The following is a 23,441-nucleotide window of genomic DNA, read 5'->3' on the forward strand; positions in this document are numbered from 1 at the left end:
TCTTAAAATTAAGCGTTACCTTTTGCTTTTTTGATTACCTCTTCTGAAATGTTAGAAGGTGTTTCTGCATAATGAGAAAACTCCATTGTAGATGTTGCTCTACCAGATGATAATGTTCTTAATGTAGTAACATAACCAAACATCTCAGCCAATGGCACATCTGCCTTAATAGTTTTCGCTCCGTTTCTATCACCCATATCATTTACCTGACCTCTACGACGGTTCAAGTCACCTACAATATCACCCATGTTTTCTTCTGGAGTAATAACTTCGATTTTCATGATTGGCTCTAAGATAACAGCTCCAGCAGCTTTACCAGATTCCTTATAACCCATTCTTGCAGCTAATTCAAAAGAAAGAGCATCAGAATCCACAGGGTGGAAAGATCCATCTAATAAAGTAACTTTCAAACTATCCACAGCATACCCAGCTAAAGGTCCAGTTTTCATAGCTTCACGGAAACCTTTTTCAACTGCAGGAATATACTCCTTAGGAACGTTACCTCCTTTTACCTCATTCACAAACTGTAATCCAACAGGAACTTTTCCATCAACTTCATCAGCAGGCTCGATTCTAAATACGATATCACCGAATTTACCACGACCTCCAGATTGTTTTTTGTAAGTCTCTCTATGTTGAGCAGATCTTGTAAACGCCTCTTTATATTCAACTTGAGGCTCACCTTGATTTACCTCTACTTTAAACTCACGTTTCATACGATCAACTAAGATATCTAAGTGAAGCTCACCCATACCAGAGATAATCGTTTGACCTGAAGCTTCGTCAGTTCTAACTGTAAATGTTGGATCCTCTTCAGCCAATTTAGCCAAAGCCATACCCATTTTATCTACGTCAGCTTTAGTTTTAGGCTCAATAGCGATACCAATTACTGGATCTGGGAATTTCATAGATTCCAAAATAATTGGATTCTTTTCATCAGAAAGTGTATCCCCAGTTTTAATATCTTTAAATCCTACAGCAGCCCCAATATCTCCAGCCTCAATAAATTCGATTGGATTTTGTTTGTTAGCATGCATTTGGTAGATACGAGAGATTCTCTCTTTGTTACCAGAACGAGTATTTAAAACATAAGAACCAGCATCTAAACGCCCAGAGTAAGCACGGAAGAAAGCTAAACGTCCAACGAATGGATCAGTAGCAATTTTAAATGCTAAAGCAGCGAAAGGCTCTTTTACATCTGGTCTACGTAAAATTTTCTTTTGATCTTCTTCTAATAAATCAGCATCATCAGGGTGAATTCCTTCAATACCTTCTTTATCTAATGGAGATGGTAAATACTTACAAACAGCATCTAACATAAATTGAACTCCTTTATTTTTGAAAGAAGAACCTGCAAGCATTGGAATGATCGCCATATCAATAGTAGCAGCTCTTAAAGCATTATTGATTTCTTCTTCTGTAATAGAGTTCTCATCCTCCATGTATTTATCCAAAAGATTTTCATCATAAGTTGCAATCTCTTCGATAAGGATAGAACGGTAGTGCTTCACATCATCAACCATATCCGCAGGGATATCAACGATATCAAAAGTAGCTCCTTGTGTTTCATCATGCCATACAATAGCTTGATTTTTCACTAAGTCAACAATACCTTTAAAATCTGCCTCATCACCGATAGGTAAAGTAATTGCAACCGCATTCGATTTCAACATATCTTTAACCTGTCCGCATACAGCTAAAAAGTTAGCACCTTGACGGTCCATTTTGTTTACGAATCCCATACGAGGAACTCTATATTGATCTGCAAGTCTCCAGTTAGTTTCCGATTGTGGCTCAACACCATCAACAGCACTAAATAAGAAAACTAAACCATCAAGTACACGTAAAGAACGGTTTACCTCTACAGTAAAGTCAACGTGTCCAGGAGTATCAATAATATTAAAGTGGTAAGGTAATGATTCTGGAAGAACTTTACCTTGCTCTGTTGGGAAGTTCCAAGTACAAGTTGTAGCAGCAGAAGTAATTGTAATACCTCTTTCTTGCTCTTGCGCCATCCAGTCCATTGTTGCAGCACCATCGTGCACCTCACCAATTTTGTGTGACTTTCCAGTATAAAAAAGAATACGCTCAGTAGTTGTTGTTTTACCAGCATCAATATGAGCAGCGATCCCGATATTTCTTGTATATTTTAAATCTCTAGCCATTTCTTTACGAATTAAAATCTAAAGTGAGAGAATGCTTTGTTAGCTTCTGCCATTTTGTGAGTATCCATTCTTTTCTTAACCGCAGCACCTTCTTCTTTAGCAGCAGCTAAACATTCTGACGCTAAACGTTGTGCCATAGATTTTTCGTTTCTTCTTCTAGCATAAAGTATTAACCACTTCATAGCCATAGAAATTTTTCTGTCTGGACGAATCTGCATTGGGATTTGGAATGTAGCTCCACCAACTCTACGGCTACGTACTTCTACGTGAGGCATAACGTTTGTTAAAGCATCTTTCCAAATTTCTAATGAAGTTTTCTCATCATTTTGCTTTTTAGTTTCGATGATATCAATAGCATCATAAAATACTTTAAAAGCTGTAGATTTCTTACCATCCCACATTAAGTTATTCACAAAACGCGTTACTAATTGGTCGTTAAACCTCGGATCCGGTAAAAGTGGTCTTTTCTTTGCCGCTCTTTTTCTCATGTCTTTTTCTTAAAAGTTTTTAAATTACTTTTTTGCTTCTTTTGGGCGTTTAGCACCGTACTTAGATCTTCTTTGCGTTCTTCCTGCAACACCTGACGTGTCAAGCGCTCCACGAACGATATGATATCTAACACCTGGTAAATCTTTTACCCTTCCACCTCTAACTAATACTATCGAGTGCTCTTGTAAATTGTGTCCTTCTCCAGGGATGTAAGCATTCACCTCATTACCATTTGTCAAACGTACACGCGCAACTTTACGCATTGCAGAGTTTGGTTTTTTTGGTGTAGTAGTGTAAACACGCGTACAAACCCCTCTTCTTTGAGGACAAGAATCTAAAGCAACCGATTTACTCTTCTTAGTTATCTGAGTTCTTCCTGTTCTTACTAATTGTTGAATTGTTGGCATAATTAATACTAAAAATTAATATGATATTAAATTCCCGCTTTTTACGGGGTTGCAAATGTATAAAATAAATTTCACTATACAAACGTTAATCTATTAATTTTCAATAACATTATTTCTCTTCTATGTTTTTACAAACAAACAATAGATATTTGCAATTCATATAATTACAAAAACCACACGCTTGAAACTTTTTTTTCAGACATTCTTTTTTATAATGCTAAGCTTATCAGCTTACACTCAAAACTTGTATCTTAAAATAAACGGAACAAATAATATCGAAAACCAAATTATTGATTCCATTAATTACAATATTAAACATCCAAATTTAAAATCATTATTTAATGAAATAGAAAAAACCTCTAAAACCCTGTCAAAAAAAGGTTTTTTAAACAACAAAACACTAAGCATCAATAAGATAAATGACACCACATACAACTCTATCATTAACCTAAAAGAAAGAATAAAAACTATACATATATATATAGGTATAAATAATTCATTTTTCAGTTCAAACAAAAAACAAAAAGACACTATAATATTACCCTACGATCAAGTCGAAAACTACTTAAACAACAAAATTATTGAGGCAGAAAAAAATGGCTACTCCTTAAATAAAATAAAACTGGAAAATATTAGAAAAGAGAAATCGATAATTTATGCTGATCTAAATTTTAAATCCGAAAAAAAACGCAGTTTAAATTCCATTATTCTAAATTATAAAAACGAAGATTCAAAAGATTTTTTCCCAAAAGGATATTTAAAACAACTCAATAAAAAATATCTCAACAAAACATTCAACCAAGAAATCACCAAAGAGCTTTATAACGAAATTAACAGTTACGAATTTTTAAGCCAAACAAAATATCCTGAAATTTTATTCACCGACGACTCCACAAAAGTTTTTGCATATATCGAAAAAAGAAAAGCAAATACATTTGACGGCTACATTGGATTTTCAAATGATGAAAATAAGAAAGCTGTCCTAAATGGATATTTAGATATTTCGTTATTAAACACTCTTCATGCAGGAGAAAAATTTTCTTTATATTGGAAAAGCGATGGCAATCAACAAAAAACATTTAATACAAAACTAGAATTACCATATATATTCAAATCGCCATTTGGAATAAAAGCCCAATTAAACATTTTCAAACAAGACAGCACTTTCCAAAACACAAAAACATCTATTGATCTTGGGTATTACATTAATTACAATTCAAAATTATACTTAGGATATCAATCAATAGAATCTAGTGATATACAAAATATAAATAATTCTATAATAAGCGACTTCGATAATTCATATATCACATCCACATATGAATACAAAAGAATTGATCCGAACAACAATCTGTTACCTCAAAAAGCATTTTTAAATTCAATTATTGGATTTGGAAAACGAGAAACAAATAACAACACAGAAACAGCTCAACCAAGCAAACAATTTTACATAAATTTAAATGCAGCTTATAATTTTGAGCTTAATACTAAAAATTTTATTAACATAAATTCTCAAAATTTCTATTTAGACAGTAAAAATTACATTTCGAACGAATTATTTAGATTTGGCGGAATGAATTCAATTAGGGGATTTTCAGAAAATAGTCTTCAAGCAAATTTCTATTCAGCAATTCTTACAGAATATAGATATATGTTTTCAAAAAACACTTATATTCATTCTGTTACGGATTACGCTATATATCAAGACTTAACGAATATTTCAAATCCTAAAAAAATTAAGAAATTAATAGGAATTGGAATTGGTGCAGGAATACAAACAAAAAGCGGAATTTTACGAATAATTCTCACGAATGGTCACGAAAATCAACAGGAAATACAATTATATAACACTATCATAAACATATGTTATAATGTTAAATTTTAAAGTTTACCAAAAAAAGATTTTTATTTATTAGGAAAGTTAACAAATTATTAAGAGTTTTGCGATACTAATTCAAAATATTTAAAAATGAAACTAAAGTTCAATGGATTCTTAGTGCTTTTATTAGTACTAGTTGCGCAACTTTCTTTTGCGCAAGAAAGAGCTGTTTCGGGAACAGTTTCTGACAATGCAGGAATGCCTCTACCAGGTGTTAGTGTATTAGTTAAAGGAACCAAAGCTGGAACGCAAACCGATTTTGATGGTAAATACACTATCAAAGCATCATCAAGCCAAGTATTGGTATTTAGCTACATTGGGATGAAATCTCAAGAAATAGCTGCAACTTCATCAACAGTTAACGTAAAATTAGCTGGAGATGCACAAGAACTTGAAAGTGTTGTTGTAACAACAGCTTTAGGTATTAAAAGAGAGAAAAAATCTCTTGGTTATGCTACACAAGAGGTTAAAGGAGGAGATTTAAGAAATGGTACTTCTAGTGGTAACTTCTTAAATGAGCTTTCTGGTAAAGTTGCCGGTGTTAACATCACTAGAAACTCTAACTTTGGAGGTTCTACAAGTGCAATTTCACGAGGAGTTAAAGCTATTGGTCAAACAAACGAAATGTTAATTGTTATTGACGGTATGCCAATTAACAACGGAAATAACACTAACGATGGAACAACAGCTCAATCATCTGGTGGTCGTGGATTTGACTATGGTAACAACGGTATGGATATTAACCCAGAAGATATCGAAAGTGTGAACGTATTAAAAGGTGCAGCTGCATCTGCTTTATACGGATACTTAGCTGGTAACGGGGTATTAATGATCACAACCAAAAAAGGTAAAGCTAAAAAAGGATTAGGAATTACTGTTTCTTCTGAGGTTGTAACAGGTGCTCCAGATAAAAATACTTTCGTAAAATACCAAAAACAATATGGTGCTGGTTACGGATCTTCTTTCTCATCACAAGATATTGATGGTGATGGTGTAAATGACAGAGTAGTTTTCTTTGGAGATGATGCTTCTGTAGGTAATGCTTTTGATCCTTCATTAAATGTTTACCAGTGGGATGCATTCTCTGCATATCCAGGAAACAATAATTATGGACAAAAAACTCCATGGAAAGCAGCTGCTAATGATCCTTTTAAATTCTTCCAAAATTCACTTTCTTTAGTGAATACAATCTCATTTGAAGATGGAAATGAAAAAACAAATGTTGTTTTCAACTATACTAACACTAAACAAACAGGTGTATTACCAAATAGTGAATTAAGAAAAAACAACTTCAGTTTAAAATTAAACCACCAATTTACAGACAGATTGTCTTTAAGCACATTTGCTAATTTCTCTGCTCAAGAAACTATAGGTAGAAACATGACTGGATATAGCGACAACATGATTTCTGGTTTCCGTCAGTGGTGGCAAACAAACGTTGATATCAAAGAATTAGAAAGAGCATACAACAATTCAGGTGGACAAAACATCACTTGGAACAGAAAATCTGTTGATGATGCAACTCCAGCATATTGGAACAACCCTTATTTTGAGCGTTATAAAAACTACCAAAATGATAGCAGAAACCGTTTCATAGGTTATGCTAACTTTACATACAAAATTGCTGACTGGGTTTCTGCAACTGCTAAAATCTCTACAGATACGTATTCTGAAATCCGTGAAGAAAGAGTTGCTCAAGGTTCTGTTTCTAAAACTTTCGGTATTAATGCTCTTGATGAAACTTCAGGATACCAACGTTATAATGGTAACTTCTCTGAGCAGAACTACGATTTACTATTGACTTTCAACAAAAAATTTGGTGAAGATTTTAGTTTAAATGGAGTAGCTGGGGGAACAATTAGAAATACGTATTTCAACCAAATTACAGCTTCAACTCAAGGAGGTTTAATTATTCCTGGAATCTACAGTTTATCTAACTCTAAAGCTGCTAGCCCATATCCTTACGAAAGAGAAACTAATGCTTCTGTAAATAGTTATTACGTTTCTGCTTCTTTAGGTTATTTGGATACATATTTCATCGATGCAACTGCTCGTAGAGATGCTTTCTCAAACTTACCTGCTGATGATAACCACATTCCAAGTTATTCAGTTTCTGGTAGCTGGGTTTTCTCTAAAAACATTGATGCAAGCTGGTTAACTTTTGGTAAATTAAGAGGAGGTTACTCTGAAAGCCCACTTGGAACACCACCATTAGCTTTAGTTGATACATATACAAAATATGATCCGTTCAACAACAACCAGATGTACTCTGTTAACTCTATCAAAAACAATCCTGATTTAAAGCCTATCAAAACAAATACTACAGAGGTTGGTCTTGAGATGCAGTTCTTAAATAGAAGAATTGGATTTGACGTGAGTTTGTACAAAAACATAAATGATGGAGAAGCTGTAAGAGTTCCTTATTCAACTGCTACAGGTTATACATCTAAATATGTAAACGCTGCAACAATTGAAAACAAAGGTATCGAGGTTCAATTCAATGTTACTCCAATCAAAACAAGCAACTTTGCTTGGGACATCAATGTTAACTGGTCTAAAAATGACAACGAAGTTACTGCTTTAGCTGATGGTGTAACTAACTTACAAGTTGCTTCTTTCCCTGGTACAGTATCATTAAATGCTGTTGTTGGACAACCATTCGGAGTATTAAAAGGAACAGATTATACTTACACTGCTGATGGACAAAAAATTGTTAACCCAACAACAGGTAGATATGTAATCAACACTTCTACTAACAACATTATTGGTAACATCAATCCTGATTGGATTGGAGGTATTAGAAACAAATTCTCTTACAAAAGTTTATCTTTCAGTTTCTTAATTGACATGAAAAAAGGTGGAGATATCTTTTCTACTGACCAATGGTATGGTGTTGGAACTGGTTTAACTGATGAAACAGCTGGAAACAATGATCTTGGAAACCCAAAAAGAAATACTATTGCTAACGGTGGTGGTGTAATCAACCCTGGTGTTTATGCAGATGGAACTCCAAATACTACAAGAACAGCTTACTCTACTGGTGGTGCTATTACAAACGCTTATAGTAATGGTCCAAGAAGCCAGTACGTTTACGATGCAAGTTTTGTTAAGTTAAGAGAGGTAAATATTACTTATACATTACCATCTTCATTAGTTCAAAAAATCAAATTAGTAGACGCAAAAATCTCTCTTATTGGTTCTAACTTATGGATAATCCATAAAAATCTTCCAGATGCAGACCCAGAAAGTGGATTAGGATCTAACATAGGATCTCAAGGTCTTTCTATCGGTTCTCTACCAACAACTAGAAATATCGGTTGTAACTTAACAATAAAATTCTAAGCTATGAAAAATAGACTAATAATATTACTATCGTTCATAACCTTATTTTCATCATGCTCTGATGATTTTGGGAACATGAACCAAGACACAAAAAACCCTACTACCACTGCTCCAGAATATTTATTCACAAATGCTGAAAAATTCATGATGGATCAGGTGACAAGTACATCTGTAAACTTTAACGTATTCAGATTATTTGCTCAACAATGGGCTGAAGTACAATACCCACAAGAAACTCAATATGACTTAACTGGACGTACTATTCCAGATCGTCATTGGGCGACTTACTATCGTGATGTATTAAAAGATTTTAAAGAAGCTAAATCTCTTTTGAATCAACAAAAAGCAAACTATACTGGAGCTCCTGAAGGATTAGTGGTAATTGATAACAAAATCGCAATTATTGATATTTTATCTTCTTACTGCTACGGAATCTTAGTTGATACTTTTGGAGATGTACCTTACACTGAAGCATTAGATATTGACGGTCATCCACAACCAAAATACGATGATGCTGAAACTATCTACAGAGATTTGCTTACTGTATTAACTGCTGCATCTCACAAATTAGATCAATCTGCTGAAAGCTATGGTGATGCAGATCTTATTTACGGTGGAGACACTGCTAAATGGGCTAAATTTGCTAACTCTTTACGTTTCAGAATGGCTATCACAATGGACGATGTTGATCATGCTTATGCTAGCACACAAGCATTAGCTGCACAAGCTGATGGTTTAATCCTTAACAGTGCTGATGGAGCTTACATGCCATACGCTACAAATACTACAAATAACAACCCGTTATACCTTGACTTAGTAGCTAGTGGACGTGATGACTTTATTCCAGCTAACACTTTTGTAAACAAATTGAATGCTTTATCTGATCCAAGAAGAGCTAAATACTTTACAGAGTATCCAGCAGGTTCAGGACAATACAAAGGTGGTGTATATGGAACTGTTAACGTTTATGGAGACTTCTCTCACATCACTGAAACAATTAAAGATCCTGTTTATCCAGGTGTAATCTTTACTTACTCTGAAGTTGAATTCTTATTAGCTGAAGCTGTAGAAAGAGGTATTCCTGTAGGTGGTACTGCTGCAACTCACTACACTGCCGCTGTAACTGCATCTTTACAAGATTGGGGAGTAGCCGCTGCTGATATTGCAACTTACTTAGCAAGAACTGATGTTGCTTACGCTACAGCAACTGGAACATGGAAACAAAAAATTGGAGAACAAGCTTGGATCGCTTATTATAACAGAGGTTTCGAAGCTTGGACATCTTACAGAAGATTAGATTTCCCTGCTTTAGTAGCTCCTCCAGTAACTTTCGGTGATATCACTGAAGTTCCAAAACGTTACTCTTACCCAGGTATCGAGCAAACATTAAATGCTGCTAACTTACAAGCTGCAGTTGCTAAACTTGGTAACAACAATGTAACAACAAAACTTTTCTGGGATAAACACTAATATTTATACCAAAATTTAAATAATAAACCACTCCGTTCATTCGGGGTGGTTTTTTTTTATATAAACATTATACCTATATTTGTTCCATGGAAAAAGAACATCAAATATTTGGCATTAGAGCCATTATAGAAGCAATACAAGCTGGTCAGGAAGTTGATAAAGTATTCATTCAGAAAGAGATTTCAGGAGACTTAATGAAAGACCTAATGAAAGTGATGAAACGAGCTAACATCAATTTTTCATATGTACCAGTTGAAAAACTAAACCGATTAACTCCAAATAACCATCAAGGTGCTGTTGCTACAATTTCGCCAATTGGTTTTATTGATATTGAACATTTAGTAGAATCAACTATTGCTTCGGGTTCTAAACCCCTTTTTTTAATATTAGATCAGATTTCTGATGCACGAAACTTTGGCGCTATCATTAGAACTGCAGAATGCACCGGAGTGAATGGTATTATCATTCAAAAAGCAGGATCGGCACCAGTAAACGGTGACACGGTTAAAACTTCTGCAGGAGCTGTATTTAATGTACCAATATGCAAAGTTGAACATATTAAAGATGCTATTTTTTATCTTCAGGGATCAGGTATAAAAACTGTTGCCGCTACCGAAAAAACAGATCACAATATTTACGATATATCCCTAAATGAGCCTTTGGCAATTATTATGGGGTCTGAAGACAGAGGAATCAACCCTTCAGTTCTTAAAATTGTCGATGAAAAAGCCAAATTACCAATGTTTGGATCAATAGGTTCTTTAAATGTTTCTGTTGCCTGCGGAGCATTTTTATACGAAGCTGTACGCCAGAGAAAATAGAATACTGTTTTTGAGAATTTGAATTCGAATAAGTAATTAAAATACTTAATAATGCTTTCAAAATCTATTCTAAAATCGTCAGTTAATTTATTCTGCTGCTTGTTTGTATTGTTACCAATTACAAAAAGCAACGGACAAAATACTACTTACAATCAGTTTTGGAGTGAAATTCAATTCAATCAAACTATAAGCAAAAAGTGGTCTACTGAAATAGATTTCGGAGCAGCTTATTCAAGTACCGAATCATCTTCGAATTTATTTGAAAATACTATTCAGAGATCCGTAAGAGGATGGGGACATTATTATTTTTCTCCAAGATGGAAATTTTCCTCTTTTCTAGCGTATTACAGCAATAAAGATGTTCCCGAAATTGGCCAATTTGAATCTCCAGAATGGCGTTTTGCATTACAGGGAATTTATTATTTTCACAAAACAGGTTACACATTGAGTACTCGCGCGCGTACTGAATTTCGTTACATGAAAAATCAGGATGATGATTATGAAAATGTCATTCGTTACCGCCAGCAGATAAAATATCTTCAACCCTTAAACAGTAAAGCTCTAAGAGAAGGTGTTGTTTATGCTGTGGCATCTGATGAAATTTACATAAAATCAGGAACTAAAGTTACAGGAGAGAGTTTTTTCGACAGGAATCGATTTAATATAGGAGCCGGATATTTATTTACAGATAATATTCAAATCGAATTGACTTATGCAAATGAATATTTACCAAGAAACAGTGGAAACCAATTTACAAATGCGCTTTCTCTTAATTTGAGTTTCAATAATCTTATGCGAAATATCAAAAAGAGAATTCTAGAGAATATTCATAAGGACAGTGATGATGAATAAATTCTATTCTTCTTTTCGAATACATTTAATCTGTTCCATTATGGCAGTTTTATGGAGTTTAAAATTATAATCTCGAATGAATTCTGTGCCTTTCATATTAATTTTTGCCGTTACTGCCTCGTAGTTCGAAAATGCTTCTAAATCTTTTTGATCCATTAAATACAAAACCTCCATTATTGAATCATTATTTCTATATTGAGTATCAAAATGTGACAATGTATAGGTATTATGATCTGCCAGAATAATTGTTAAATCATCTTTGATTTTCTTCCCTTCTTTCCTATCAGGAAAAGGTGTAGGTTGCAGAGCAATGAAATAATGTTCTTTGTCGGTAAGAATATTAATTTTCAAAGATTTAGATTTAGTCGAATAGAAAACAGCTGGATCAAAAAAATATACCATCGTTCCATCAGGCTGGATTTTATTTTTGATTTCACATTGCCCGACAGCCTGAAAACTTGAAAAATAAAAACAAAGCAAAATTAAATAACTTATTTTTTTCATAATCTAAATTATTCAATTGGTTAGTAATCACAAATTTAGTCTTTTAATCTCATATGACTACTCCATATTTCCTTTATCTTCTGATTCTGTTTTAGTTACAACATAATTTACTGGATAGCTAGAAATAAAATATCCATCTTCAGGTATAAGTTCTTCTTCATGAACAGTATTAACAAAATTTCCGTTTTCATCAAAGTGCTTCATAAAAGGGTCATTTTGCGGATCAAAATCAGGCTTCTGCCAATCGTAAACAATCGGTTTAGAATATTCGGGAGTTTTGTAGTAAAGTGTCAATAGAAATCCACCAATTAAACCTCCTAGATGACCTTCCCAGGAAATCGACTGATCGACATCTGGAAAAACATACCAAATCATACCGCCGTAAACCAAAATTACAGTTAGTGATAAAGCAACCAATCGATAGTATTTAGTTTGAATTCCTTTAAAAAATATAAAACTGACCAAAACGTAAATCAAGCCACTAGCACCAATATGGAAATTGTTACGACCAATTAACCATGTAATGAATCCTGACAACAAAATTCCATAAACAATAACTCCAAAAGTTTGTTTAGGATAAAAGAAAGGCATCGCCGCTAAAAGGATTAAAAGCGGAATTGAATTATTATAAAGGTGATCTAAGTTTTCGTGTATAAACGGACTAAAAATCACGCCTTGCAATCCTGAAAAATCTCGTGGATAAATCCCATTTTTGTAAAAATCAAAGTCAAAACGAATCTGAATCCAATAGATTATCCAAAGCAATAAAACAAAGAGAACTGGTAATCCAACAACGGAAGTAGAAAACTTAAATTGGTTGTCATTCATTTTTTTCGGTTTTGATTTATAATACGATATCAAAAAACTTTCCAATTGCATATTACTGATATTTTGTCAGCTGCAAAAATTCAATAATTGGTTTTATAAAGTTAAAAGATTCAAAACCTCTAAAAATAAATTCTGAAAATAGTAAATTTACAAAATGGAAGCACCTTTAGCAGAACGAATTCGCCCGCAAAAATTAGAAGATTATGTTAGTCAGCATCATTTGGTTGGACCAAACGGATCGTTGACACAGCAAATTGCAAAAGGAATAATCCCTTCTTTAATTTTTTGGGGACCTCCGGGAACTGGAAAAACAACTTTGGCACAAATTATTGCTCAGGAATCAAAACGTCCTTTTTATGTTTTGAGTGCGATTAATTCTGGTGTTAAAGACATTCGTGATGTTATTGACAAAGCCAAACAAAGCGGCGGACTCTTTACTGCCAAAAACCCAATTTTGTTTATTGATGAGATTCACCGTTTCAGCAAATCACAACAGGATTCTCTTTTAGCTGCTGTAGAAAAAGGCTGGATTACACTTATTGGTGCCACGACCGAAAACCCAAGTTTTGAGGTTATTCCCGCTTTATTATCGCGTTGTCAGGTATATGTTTTAAATGCTTTTACAAAAGATGATCTAGAAGCGCTATTACATCGTGCAATGAAAGTAGATACCTATATGGCTTCCAAAAACATTAATTTAAAAGAAACCGAAGCTTTATTAAGACTTTCAGGCGGAGATGGCAGAAAACTGCTCAATATATTTGAACTTGTTGTTAATGCATCAGCTGGAGATGAAGTAACGATTACAAATGATCGTGTTCTAGAACTGGTACAGCAAAATACCGTTTTATATGACAAAACAGGCGAACAGCATTATGACATTGTTTCGGCATTTATAAAATCGATGCGAGGAAGCGATCCTAATGGAGCAGTATATTGGTTAGCCCGCATGATTGAAGGTGGTGAAGATGTAAAATTTATTGCCCGAAGAATGTTGATTCTGGCAAGCGAAGACATTGGAAATGCAAATCCAACGGCACTTATAATGGCCAATAATACTTTTCAGGCGGTTACTACAATTGGATATCCTGAAAGTCGTATTATCTTAAGCCAATGCGCAATTTATTTAGCGACTTCTCCAAAAAGCAACGCTTCGTATATGGCAATTGGAAATGCACAGCAATTAGTAAAACAAACTGGTGATCTCCCCGTTCCTATTCATTTAAGAAATGCTCCTACCAAACTTATGAAAGAACTTGGTTATGGAGAAGATTATAAATATTCACACGATTATGCTAATAATTTTGCTGAACAGGAATTCTTGCCAGATGCTATAAAAGAAACGGTTCTTTACAATCCTGGAAACAATTCTAGAGAGAACAGTACCCGTGAATTCTTAAAGAACCGTTGGAAAGATAAATATGGTTATTAGTTTTTGTCTTTACAAAAAGAAACCTAAGTGTTGAATTCTAAAATTTAAAACTTAACAGAAACTTTTTCAGAAACTAATTTGTCATTTTGATAGTATTCGAAATACCACTGATTGTCTTTAGCATTTAAAGAACCTTGAATTCCATCTTTAACAGCAATAAATGAATCTGCGCGAGAAGTTTTGAAAAGCTTCATAACAACCTTTGGTGTTTTATCAATTAACTGATATCCATTTTCCGTTGGTTGAGCATAAAGCAAATTCGGATCTGAAACATTAACTGCAGGTGTTGAAACTACTGCAGTTTGTACGGGTGCTGTAGTATTCACTGCTGGAAGTGTTTCTGCTGTAACGGCTCTCGAAGGTGCAACTGGAGATTTACCACTGTATTTATAATGAAGATTGGCAATCGAAACAAAAGCATTGTCTAAACTTTCTCTGTAAGCTACTTCATATTCTTTTTCCCTGCTTTTTCCTGTTTCAGAAGTATAGATCACTTTTCCATAACAATCTTTAAATTCAACAAAAAGTTTAGTTACCAAAAAAGCATTATCCTTTTTCACATCAATATACAAAAGATCACAGCGATCTGCATAACCTGCAGGAAGTTCTTCATTTGTATAATATGCCGTAAAACCAGCTTTTAATAAATTAGATTTCGTTAAAGTCGCCAGACGGTATTGATTTTCTGTTTTTATGAAATCATACTTTAAAGGTATAATCACCGCTTTATAATCATTTACAGACTGTGCAAAACCAACAGCTGAACAAATTAATGCAGTTAATAAAAATTTTATCTTCATCATTATAAATAATTTTTTAGTTCTAATAAATGGTTTATTTGTTTGAAATTCTGAGTTATTTCAATTTTTTTATCGTTAAAAAAGATAGCATCTAAACCGGCATTCAAAGCTCCATTGACATCTGCATCAAGATCGTCTCCAATCATAATGCTGTTTTCTTTGGAAGTATTAGCTAGTTTAAGAGCATAATCAAAGATAATACTATTTGGTTTTTTAACACCTGCTAATTCAGAATTTGTAATAGTTGTGAAATAACCGCCTAAAGCAGCGTTTCTAATTTTCTTTTCCTGAACGTTTGCAAAACCATTAGTGATGATATGCAATTTGTATTTTGGTTTTAAATATTCCAATACTTCAATTGCACCATCAAAAAGGTAATTGTTATCTGTTAAAAACTCAATATAATCATTTGCGATCTCTAGAATATTTTCATCAGAAATCACATAATTTAAAGCATTAAAAGAAAACTTTAATCGGTTGTAACGAAGTTCTTCGTGTGTTATGAGATCGTTTTGGTACAATCTCCAACATTCCTGATTAATGGGTACGTATTCTTTAATAAAATCCTGTGTTTGTATTTCGGCATATTTACTTTTAAAGATCCGTTCAAATGCCATTTCTGAATTTTTGTCGAAATCCCAAAGCGTATGGTCTAAGTCAAAAAAGATATCTGTGATTTTGGTATTCATAAATTAAAAAATTCCTTCATCTACAAAACTATAATATTTTGCTCCAGATATAATCAAATGATCCAAAACTTTAACATCTAAACTCTCCCCCGCTACTTTTAATTTCTTTGTAACTTGCTTATCAGCATCACTTGGTATTAGACTTCCAGAAGGATGATTGTGGCACAAAATCACGCCTGTAGCGAAATATTCTAAGGCAAGTTTAAAAACTAATCTTGCGTCTACAACAGTTCCAGCAATTCCTCCTTTACTTAATTGCGCTTTAGAAATTACATTATTAGAATTATTAAGAAAAAGCACCCAAAATTCTTCATGAGAAAGTTCCCCAATAATAGGCTGCATAATTTCAAAAACCATTTTACTAGAAGTAATTTTTTCTGTTTCAACTGCTTTCTCAGATCGTAAACGCCTACTTAATTCGAGAGCAGCCATAATTGATATTGCTTTTGCCTCACCTATCCCTTTAAAATTCATTAATTGGGAAATAGATAATTTTGTAAGGGAATTTAAGTTACCTGCACTTGCTAAAATTCGTTTACTTAATCCAACAGCTGTTTCATTTCGGCTTCCGGAACCAATTAAAATAGCAAGTAATTCGGCGTTGCTTAATGCTTCTTTCCCTTTCAACATTAATTTTTCACGCGGTTTGTCATCTTCTGACCAATTTTTAATAGGGAAATAAGATTCTTCCATAAGTACATTTCAAAAAACGAAGATATAAAAAAGAAGAAAAATCTTTCAATTTATTTTGTCTATTTTAAAATTCGCTAACTTTAGAAACTAAATAATCAAAATGAAAAGATTTTGTTTCCTTTTATTCTTTCAAATTCTCATTTCTTGCCATCAAAGTAATAAAGATGTTGCAGTAAGTAACGATAATTTTATACCAAAAACATTCTCTGAAAAATTATCTCGGGCTGCAATTTCAATCATTGATCCTTCAATTCATTATGATCCTTCTTATTTTAAAATTGAATATCCAAATGGTGATGTCCCAAAAAACAAAGGAGTTTGTACCGATGTTATCATTCGTTCATATCGAAAATTAGGTGTCGATTTACAAAAAGAAGTACATGAAGATATGCTTCAAAATTTTACAGCGTATCCAAATCTTAAAAAATGGGGAATGACTAAAACCGATACTAATATTGATCATCGCAGAGTTCCAAACCTAGAAATATTTTTTGAACGAAAAGGCATTAAACTTCCAGTCACAAAAAATCCAAATGATTATAAAACTGGTGAAATTGTAACCTGGATGATTAACGATAAACTTCCGCACATCGGAATCGTAACTCATAAAAAATCACACGATGGAAAACGAAATCTTATTGTTCACAACGTTGGAAACGGTCAGGTTTTAGAAGACTGTTTATTTGCGTATAAAATTGTAGGTCATTTTAAATATGAAGGAACTTCAAATTAGAAAATGTGGCAATGTGAGAATGTGTCAATTAGATAATTAAAAAAAATGTGCCAACTGCATAGCAATTGACACATTATCTAATTTTCTAATTGGCTAATTAATTACTCAATCAAACCTTTTACTTCATCAAAATTCAAACCACCATAATTACCTGAACTCATTAATAAAAGAGCAGAATTATCAAGGTTCAAATTGAATAAATATTCTTTGAATTCAGCCGGATTGGTATAAATCACTAAATCTTCACGGTTAAAAGCTTTTGCTATTTGTTCGTAAGTTACTTCTTCAAGCTGTTTAATTTTTACGGCATCTGGCGAATAAAACACAACTGCAACATCTGCATATTCTAAAGCACCTTCATATTCTTTTAAAAATGCAGCATTTAAACTGCTGTATGTATGCAACTCTAAACAAGCTACTAATGTTCTATCAGGATATTGTTCTTTTACTGCTTTTGTTGTTGCCGCTACTTTACTTGGCGAATGTGCAAAATCTTTGTAAGCTACTTTTCCTTTACCTTCTGCAATTTTTTCCAAACGTTTAGAAGCTCCTTTAAAACTTGCAATCGCTTCGTAGAAATCGGCTTCGTCTACACCCATATTTTGGCAGATCCATTTGGCTCCGGCAAGATTATTTAAATTATGCGCTCCAAAAACTTCAATAGGCATATCGCCTTCTGGAGTTTTTAATAAAGTAACACCATTATTTACGGTATACTCTGGTGTATGATAAGGAAGTTTACGAATTGGATTTGTTGCAGCTTCAGAAACACGTTTTACTTCAGGATCGTTTTCGTTGTATACTAAAATACCTCCATTTGTAATCTTTTCAATGAAAATTTCAAACTGCTCTACATAATTTTCATAAGTTGGAAAAACATTAATATGATCCCAAGCAATTCCAGAAATCAAAGCAATGTTTGGCTGATATAAATGAAACTTAGGGCGACGGTCAATTGGTGATGATAAATACTCATCGCCTTCCAAAACTATAAAATCATTTTCTTCTGTAAGATGCACCATCGTATCAAAACCTTCCAACTGTGCTCCTACCATGTAGTCAACCGCAATATTATGATAGTTCATTACATGCAGAATCATAGACGTAATGGTTGTTTTACCATGCGAACCACCAATTACTACACGAGTTTTATTTTTAGACTGTTCATATAAAAATTCAGGATATGAATAAATCTTCAATCCCAATTCCTGCGCTTTTAATAATTCAGGATTATCTGCTTTTGCATGCATTCCTAAAATAACTGCATCGATATCGGCAGTTATTTTTTCTGGAAACCAGCCCATTTCTGCTGGAAGAATTCCTTTTTTCTCCAATCTTGATTTTGATGGCTCAAAAATAGCATCGTCACTTCCTGTAACCAGATATCCTTTATTATGTAATGCCAATGCTAAATTGTGCATTGCGCTTCCGCCAATAGCGATGAAATGTGTTTTCATTTAAACTCTAATTTTTAAATTCCAAATTCCAATTTCTTCGAATTTGCCTTTGAGATTGTATTTTATTCTTCGAATTTTTCTTTTAAATCTTTAGCCTTTTTTGGGTCTTTTAATTTATTCAAATATAGATTATATAATTTTTGAAATGTCACTTTTGAATTGCCAATTTCATGTGCTTTCTTATAATTTTTCTCAGCCAGATTGTATCTCTTAAAATAATCTTCAATTCTTCCTCTTGATAAATAGCCGTCTACAGGAGAAAACTGTGCCAGTTCATTAGAATAAGCAATTGCTTTTGATTCGCTTCCACCTAAAATTCCTGGCAGCTGCAAATATATTTCAATTAAAGCCCATCTTGCCTGCACATGTTTTGGATTTAATTCGATGGTTTTTTCAAAAGCTTCTTTCATATCTCCCACCATTGTAAACGCTTTTATTCGGTTTATTTCTGTCGCTCGCATGGCCAGACATCCGCCATATTTAAAAAAATAATCTGCATTATTGGGTCTAAGTTCTTTTAGTTTTTTAAAATATGCAGCTCCTTTTACCCATGATTTTTGATGTCCCGCTATTTCACCCAAACACTCTAATGTTTTTATATCGGAAGGATTGTTTTTTAAAATCCCTTCAAAAATTGGCTGTGCTTCACTATACTTTTTAGAATGAAATAATTTCTCTGCCCTCTCAAAATTAGATTGCGTCCATCCAAAAACCGGCAAAATAAAAAGAAACAGTACAAGATTTTTCATGTCTCAAAAATAACGAAATATAAATCTTCTCTTTGCTTTTAATGATTAATTACTAATTTGTACGAAATTTATTTGACCCGTTTCCCAACCTTTTTCAAATAAAAATGCTCTATTTATTAAAACTAACTTATGAAAAATTTATTATTGGCCTTTTTATTGGTTTCAGCGACTTTATTCGCCCAGCAAAATGAAAAAAAATGGGATAAAATAATTGCTAACGAAAACGAAGGTAAAATTAAATCTGCAAATGAAATCGTTTCTTCTATTTACAAAAAAGCAATAAAGGAAAAAGATGAAATTCAAATAATAAAATGTTTCTTTTATCAAGCAAAATATCTACAGATTCTTGAAGAAAATGCACAAGTCAAAATTCTAAGTAATTTAAAAGATGATATTGATCGTGTTTCAACACCTTCAAAAGCCATTTTGAATTTGGTTTATGCAAAATGTTTAACCGAATATTACAATCAAAACAAATACAAAATCACAAAACGAACGAATACTGATGAAACTAATGATAATTTCTTGACATGGACAGTTAAGGAGTTAACTTCTCAAATCGATCTCATTTTACAAAAATCACAGGAAAACGAAGCTCTTTTAAAAACTACTCCTCTAACTAAATACGAAGCCATTTTTGATTATTCCGAAGCAGACAAATTCAAAAAAATGAATTTATTGAGTTACGTAATCTCAGAAAATATTGCTTTACAATCTCAAAGAATTAATTCATGGGAAATTCAAAAAAGTAATTTCTTAGACATCAAGAAAGAGCTTTTAGCCAATTCCGATCGTTTTGTAAAACTGGATATGGATTCTGTTTCAAACGAAAATCTTAAACTGACTTTAAAGCTTTATCAAAAACAGGAAATCAATAATTCTACACCTGAAAATATTTGGGAAAGAATTCAATTTTGTAAAAAATATATTATTGATACAAATGAAGATTATATTCAAGCCATAACTTTACTACAGAAAACAACCAACAACAAATTTCTCATTCAGAACATTCAGTTAGAAAAAGCAAATTATTTATCACAAAATGCTTCTAAACAAACTCATCCAGATTATAATATAAAAGCTCTTGCGACTTTAGATAGTATTCTTCAAGTTAATAATAGATCAAATGCACACAAACTTGCTATTGAGAAAAAAGATAACATTCAATATAAAACTTTAAATGTACAGCTTCAGAAATACATCTATAACAACGAAAATACAAGAGCTTATATACAGTATAAAAATGTAGAAAACTTAAAAATTTCTTTTTTTAAAATTGATCAAGTACGTCTTATTGAACTGTCAAAATCTTATATGACAAGAGAAAGAATTAGAGATAGTATTGTTAAAAATATAAAACCCACAATTTCAAAGCCATATACTCTTTCTAATAAAGGAGGTTATTTTGAATATACCACAGAGGTTCTTCTTCCTCAATTGCAAACGGGATCCTATCTGGTTTACTTTGAAAGTGATTCAGATTCAAAAGATAAAAAAGCAACTGCATTTGAAACCATAACGGTTTCTAATTTTATTGTAATGGCTTCACAGGATTTTAACTCAGAAAATTATCAGGTTTTAGATCGAAAAACTGGAAAACCTTTAGAAAATGTCACTATTAAATCTCCATCGTTCACTATTACAACCGATAAAAAGGGGTTGGCGTTTTTTAAAAAAGAAAACAATCTATACAACAATAATGAGTCAATAAAATTATATACGGTAAACGATACGCTTTCAATTCAAAAAAACTATATCTCGTACAATTCACAATATGACCAAACAAAAAAAGATGATTTTAAAGGAAAAGTAGAATTCTATCTGGATCGAGCGATTTATCGCCCGGGACAACCCGTATATTACAAAGCCATTGCATTCCAGAAAAAAAACGAGAAAAAATCAGTGGTTCCTTACACGACGTTTTCTATTATTATTGAAGATGCTAATAGTAACGAATTCAAAAAGTTTAACGTAACCACAAACGAATTCGGATCATTTTCAGGTGATTTTATATTACCTAAATCAGGAGCAACAGGAGAATTTTCTATAGAAGCTGAAGAACCTATAGATTATGAAGAAGATAAAATATATGACAAAGAAAATGATGAACATCCTTTCTGGGATAGTGTTGACTTTGAAGATTCTAAATTATATTTTAATGTTGAAGAATACAAACGTCCAAAATTTGAAGTGACATTTGAACCTAAAAAAGAAAGTTTTCAGCTTAATCAATCGGTCAAAGTAAATGGAACAGCAAAAGCATTTGCTGGAAGCAGTATTTCTGATGCTCCAGTAACGTATACTGTAATACGATCGATCAATTATTACAGAAATTATTATGCTCAGGAACAAAACGAAGTAGTAGAAACAGGAAAAATCAAAACGGATGCTTCTGGAAAATTTGCAATTAATTTTACTGCAATTCCTGCTAAAAATTCAGTAAAAGAACAGCTTCCTATTTTTTCTTATCTAGTAAAAGTTTCTGTTACAGATATAAACGGAGAAACACATGATGCCGAAACCACTATAAAAGTTGGCTATCATGATTTACAATTAGATGCTATAGTTCCGAATCAGATTTTTACAAACCGCAAAAATGCCATTAAACTCACGAGTACCAACCTTAACGAAGAATTTAAAGAAACTACTGGTGAAGTAAAAATATATTTTGTAAATCCACTTTCAACAAAATTCAAAACAAGAATTTTTCCACAGCCTGATATAGAAACTATTCCTCTTTCAGAATTCGAAAAGTTATTTCCATACGAAAATCAGTCAAAAATTGAAATTGCTAAAACCGAAAGATTAGTTTATTCTAAAAATGTCAATACTAAAAAAGACAAAGAACTTGCACTCGATTTTATTTCAAATTATAAATCTGGTTATTACAAAATTGTGTTTTCGGCAAAAGACAGTTTCGGGAATTTAATCGAAAAAACTTCAGATTTTACAATTAAACAAAGTAAAGACAAGTTTGACACCAGTGCTTTATATTCTGTTAAACAAGTAAATTTAGACGCCGCAAAGGACGGTTTTGCTTTAATAAAATTGACTTCGGTCATTCCTGATTTATATGTTTCAGCAACAGCAAATTATGGAGATAAAACTTTCTTAGAAGATACTTACCATATTCAAAATCATGAGAGCATAATTAAAATCCCTGTAAAAAAAGAATTCAAAAATGGCTTGACAGTTAATTTTACAAGTGTATTTGAAAATGAAAAATTTAACAGTAATACCTATATTATTTTAAGAACACCTCAGCCACAATTAAAACTCGATGTGGAAACCTTTAGAAATAAAATACAACCTGGAAGCAGTGAAAGCTGGTCATTTAAGTTAAGCGCGGAGACATCAAGAACTGAGGCCGAGGTTTTAGCATCTATGTATGACAGCTCTTTAGATCAATTTACTACCAAAGACTGGGAAACTTTATCGCTTAATGACGGGACTATTATTGGCAATAATTACAAATCTCTTTTGGGCAGTGAAAAAACATATTCTATAATCCAAAATTTAAATGCTCCTCTTTTAAGAATTAATCTTAAAAACGAAAACACAACATTAATGTGGTTTGGATTTGATTTCAATAATACAAACAGCAATTTGTTTTATCTAAGAAGAGAATATCAAAGACAATTAACTCAAAAAGCGAAGAAACCACTAAATGTAAAAATGATTTCCGGTATTGTCAAAGATGGAAATATGATGCCGCTTCCAGGAGTAAGTATAACCGTAAAAGGTACGCAAAGAACGATTATTACTGATTTTGATGGTTATTACGAAATTGAAGCCGGCGAAAATGAAGAACTTGTTTTCGCATACATAGGTTATACAAGTAAATCTGCTACTGTAGCAAAAAACAAAGTTATAGATATCATTTTAGATCCTGAAGAGTCGAGTTTAAATGAGGTTGTTGTTGTTGGTTATGGAACTCAAAAAAAGAAATCAGTAACCGGATCAATGACACAAATAATACGTTCAGAAGTAGTTGAAGAAGATAATGAGGTTTATAATACAGCTTCTGCATTATCAGGAATGGTTTCCGGAGTTCAGATTTCAAACGTTGCAAGTAGTCCAGAATATTATTTTAATTAAAATAATGTAAAATTTATTCCCGGCAAAAAAATC

At 32.7% G+C, this 23,441-nt stretch carries 18 protein-coding genes; 8 read left to right on the forward strand and 10 right to left on the reverse strand.

Features of this window, described 5'->3' with window-relative positions:
• Positions 1–8: 8 nt before the first annotated feature.
• Genes fusA through rpsL form a run of 3 tightly spaced genes read right to left on the reverse strand, consistent with a single transcriptional unit; the run spans position 9 to position 3,061 of the window.
• On the reverse strand, positions 9–2,165 hold the full coding sequence (fusA, locus tag P2W75_RS22080; protein WP_073418342.1) for an elongation factor G: 2,157 nt from the start codon (positions 2,163–2,165) through the stop codon (positions 9–11).
• 11 nt (positions 2,166–2,176) lie between these two features.
• The gene (rpsG, locus tag P2W75_RS22085; RefSeq protein ID WP_012022493.1) at positions 2,177–2,653 is read right to left on the reverse strand and encodes a 30S ribosomal protein S7; all 477 of its coding nucleotides are present in this window, start codon (positions 2,651–2,653) and stop codon (positions 2,177–2,179) included.
• 24 nt (positions 2,654–2,677) lie between these two features.
• On the reverse strand, positions 2,678–3,061 hold the full coding sequence (gene rpsL / locus P2W75_RS22090) for a 30S ribosomal protein S12 (RefSeq protein WP_007136570.1): 384 nt from the start codon (positions 3,059–3,061) through the stop codon (positions 2,678–2,680).
• A 181-nt stretch (positions 3,062–3,242) separates the two neighbouring features.
• On the opposite strand from rpsL, the gene P2W75_RS22095 reads away from it, so the two are divergent.
• The 5 genes from P2W75_RS22095 to P2W75_RS22115 all read left to right on the forward strand — a co-directional run bounded on the left by P2W75_RS22095 (position 3,243) and on the right by P2W75_RS22115 (position 11,425).
• Positions 3,243–4,946, forward strand: a complete 1,704-nt coding sequence (locus P2W75_RS22095) for a hypothetical protein (protein WP_306801553.1) — start codon at positions 3,243–3,245, stop codon at positions 4,944–4,946.
• Between the two features lie 84 nt (positions 4,947–5,030).
• Positions 5,031–8,282, forward strand: a complete 3,252-nt coding sequence (locus P2W75_RS22100; RefSeq protein ID WP_207294649.1) for a SusC/RagA family TonB-linked outer membrane protein — start codon at positions 5,031–5,033, stop codon at positions 8,280–8,282.
• Between the two features lie 3 nt (positions 8,283–8,285).
• Positions 8,286–9,752 (forward strand): SusD/RagB family nutrient-binding outer membrane lipoprotein, encoded by a 1,467-nt coding sequence (locus P2W75_RS22105; RefSeq protein ID WP_207294648.1) that lies wholly within the window; start codon positions 8,286–8,288, stop codon positions 9,750–9,752.
• An 86-nt stretch (positions 9,753–9,838) separates the two neighbouring features.
• Complete coding sequence (rlmB, locus tag P2W75_RS22110) at positions 9,839–10,573, forward strand: 23S rRNA (guanosine(2251)-2'-O)-methyltransferase RlmB (protein ID WP_207294647.1); 735 nt, start codon at positions 9,839–9,841, stop codon at positions 10,571–10,573.
• Positions 10,574–10,624: 51 nt separating this feature from the next.
• Positions 10,625–11,425: a DUF2490 domain-containing protein gene (locus P2W75_RS22115; RefSeq protein WP_276382096.1), complete on the forward strand. Its 801-nt coding sequence runs from the start codon at positions 10,625–10,627 to the stop codon at positions 11,423–11,425.
• Between the two features lie 3 nt (positions 11,426–11,428).
• Here P2W75_RS22115 and P2W75_RS22120 read toward each other — a convergent pair whose 3' ends face one another.
• Positions 11,429–11,929 (reverse strand): hypothetical protein, encoded by a 501-nt coding sequence (locus P2W75_RS22120; RefSeq protein ID WP_276382097.1) that lies wholly within the window; start codon positions 11,927–11,929, stop codon positions 11,429–11,431.
• A 57-nt stretch (positions 11,930–11,986) separates the two neighbouring features.
• The gene (locus P2W75_RS22125; protein ID WP_276382098.1) at positions 11,987–12,757 is read right to left on the reverse strand and encodes a rhomboid family intramembrane serine protease; all 771 of its coding nucleotides are present in this window, start codon (positions 12,755–12,757) and stop codon (positions 11,987–11,989) included.
• Positions 12,758–12,911: 154 nt separating this feature from the next.
• Here P2W75_RS22125 and P2W75_RS22130 point away from each other — a divergent pair, with 154 nt between their 5' ends.
• Positions 12,912–14,189 (forward strand): replication-associated recombination protein A, encoded by a 1,278-nt coding sequence (locus P2W75_RS22130; RefSeq protein ID WP_276382099.1) that lies wholly within the window; start codon positions 12,912–12,914, stop codon positions 14,187–14,189.
• Between the two features lie 44 nt (positions 14,190–14,233).
• On the opposite strand, the gene P2W75_RS22135 is transcribed toward P2W75_RS22130, so the two are convergent.
• Genes P2W75_RS22135 through radC form a run of 3 tightly spaced genes read right to left on the reverse strand, consistent with a single transcriptional unit; the run spans position 14,234 to position 16,371 of the window.
• A complete protein-coding gene (locus P2W75_RS22135; RefSeq protein ID WP_306801554.1) occupies positions 14,234–14,992 on the reverse strand; it encodes a hypothetical protein in 759 nt (252 codons plus the stop codon).
• Positions 14,992–15,678, reverse strand: a complete 687-nt coding sequence (locus tag P2W75_RS22140) for a YjjG family noncanonical pyrimidine nucleotidase (protein ID WP_207294642.1) — start codon at positions 15,676–15,678, stop codon at positions 14,992–14,994. Before P2W75_RS22140 ends, P2W75_RS22135 begins: the two co-directional genes overlap by 1 nt.
• Before the next feature lie 3 nt (positions 15,679–15,681).
• Entirely contained in the window at positions 15,682–16,371 is a 690-nt protein-coding gene (gene radC, locus P2W75_RS22145; protein WP_276382100.1) for a DNA repair protein RadC, read from the reverse strand.
• 100 nt (positions 16,372–16,471) lie between these two features.
• Between radC and P2W75_RS22150 the strand changes: the two genes are divergently transcribed.
• On the forward strand, positions 16,472–17,104 hold the full coding sequence (locus P2W75_RS22150; RefSeq protein ID WP_276382101.1) for a DUF1287 domain-containing protein: 633 nt from the start codon (positions 16,472–16,474) through the stop codon (positions 17,102–17,104).
• 101 nt (positions 17,105–17,205) lie between these two features.
• Here P2W75_RS22150 and murC read toward each other — a convergent pair whose 3' ends face one another.
• Together murC and P2W75_RS22160 are read right to left on the reverse strand one after the other, a co-directional pair.
• Positions 17,206–18,561, reverse strand: coding sequence for a UDP-N-acetylmuramate--L-alanine ligase (gene murC, locus P2W75_RS22155; RefSeq protein WP_276382102.1), 1,356 nt, complete (start codon positions 18,559–18,561; stop codon positions 17,206–17,208).
• A gap of 62 nt (positions 18,562–18,623) precedes the next feature.
• The gene (locus P2W75_RS22160) at positions 18,624–19,310 is read right to left on the reverse strand and encodes a lipopolysaccharide assembly protein LapB (protein ID WP_276382103.1); all 687 of its coding nucleotides are present in this window, start codon (positions 19,308–19,310) and stop codon (positions 18,624–18,626) included.
• A 129-nt stretch (positions 19,311–19,439) separates the two neighbouring features.
• Between P2W75_RS22160 and P2W75_RS22165 the strand changes: the two genes are divergently transcribed.
• Complete coding sequence (locus tag P2W75_RS22165) at positions 19,440–23,408, forward strand: MG2 domain-containing protein (RefSeq protein ID WP_276382104.1); 3,969 nt, start codon at positions 19,440–19,442, stop codon at positions 23,406–23,408.
• Positions 23,409–23,441: the final 33 nt, after the last annotated feature.

Origin of the sequence: Flavobacterium sp. H4147 (assembly GCF_029360735.1) — a bacterium.
Classification (GTDB): Bacteria; Bacteroidota; Bacteroidia; order Flavobacteriales; family Flavobacteriaceae; genus Flavobacterium; species Flavobacterium endoglycinae.

What these genes read in the sequence shown, in the direction of transcription:
- fusA (WP_073418342.1), bottom strand. Translation starts at nt 2,165, where the DNA reads ATGGCTAGAGATTTAAAATATACAAGAAATATCGGGATCGCTGCTCAT.
- rpsG (WP_012022493.1), bottom strand. Translation starts at nt 2,653, where the DNA reads ATGAGAAAAAGAGCGGCAAAGAAAAGACCACTTTTACCGGATCCGAGG.
- rpsL (WP_007136570.1), bottom strand. Translation starts at nt 3,061, where the DNA reads ATGCCAACAATTCAACAATTAGTAAGAACAGGAAGAACTCAGATAACT.
- P2W75_RS22100 (WP_207294649.1), top strand. Translation starts at nt 5,031, where the DNA reads ATGAAACTAAAGTTCAATGGATTCTTAGTGCTTTTATTAGTACTAGTT.
- P2W75_RS22105 (WP_207294648.1), top strand. Translation starts at nt 8,286, where the DNA reads ATGAAAAATAGACTAATAATATTACTATCGTTCATAACCTTATTTTCA.
- rlmB (WP_207294647.1), top strand. Translation starts at nt 9,839, where the DNA reads ATGGAAAAAGAACATCAAATATTTGGCATTAGAGCCATTATAGAAGCA.
- P2W75_RS22115 (WP_276382096.1), top strand. Translation starts at nt 10,625, where the DNA reads ATGCTTTCAAAATCTATTCTAAAATCGTCAGTTAATTTATTCTGCTGC.
- P2W75_RS22120 (WP_276382097.1), bottom strand. Translation starts at nt 11,929, where the DNA reads ATGAAAAAAATAAGTTATTTAATTTTGCTTTGTTTTTATTTTTCAAGT.
- P2W75_RS22125 (WP_276382098.1), bottom strand. Translation starts at nt 12,757, where the DNA reads ATGAATGACAACCAATTTAAGTTTTCTACTTCCGTTGTTGGATTACCA.
- P2W75_RS22130 (WP_276382099.1), top strand. Translation starts at nt 12,912, where the DNA reads ATGGAAGCACCTTTAGCAGAACGAATTCGCCCGCAAAAATTAGAAGAT.
- P2W75_RS22135 (WP_306801554.1), bottom strand. Translation starts at nt 14,992, where the DNA reads ATGATGAAGATAAAATTTTTATTAACTGCATTAATTTGTTCAGCTGTT.
- P2W75_RS22140 (WP_207294642.1), bottom strand. Translation starts at nt 15,678, where the DNA reads ATGAATACCAAAATCACAGATATCTTTTTTGACTTAGACCATACGCTT.
- radC (WP_276382100.1), bottom strand. Translation starts at nt 16,371, where the DNA reads ATGGAAGAATCTTATTTCCCTATTAAAAATTGGTCAGAAGATGACAAA.
- P2W75_RS22150 (WP_276382101.1), top strand. Translation starts at nt 16,472, where the DNA reads ATGAAAAGATTTTGTTTCCTTTTATTCTTTCAAATTCTCATTTCTTGC.
- murC (WP_276382102.1), bottom strand. Translation starts at nt 18,561, where the DNA reads ATGAAAACACATTTCATCGCTATTGGCGGAAGCGCAATGCACAATTTA.
- P2W75_RS22160 (WP_276382103.1), bottom strand. Translation starts at nt 19,310, where the DNA reads ATGAAAAATCTTGTACTGTTTCTTTTTATTTTGCCGGTTTTTGGATGG.
- P2W75_RS22165 (WP_276382104.1), top strand. Translation starts at nt 19,440, where the DNA reads ATGAAAAATTTATTATTGGCCTTTTTATTGGTTTCAGCGACTTTATTC.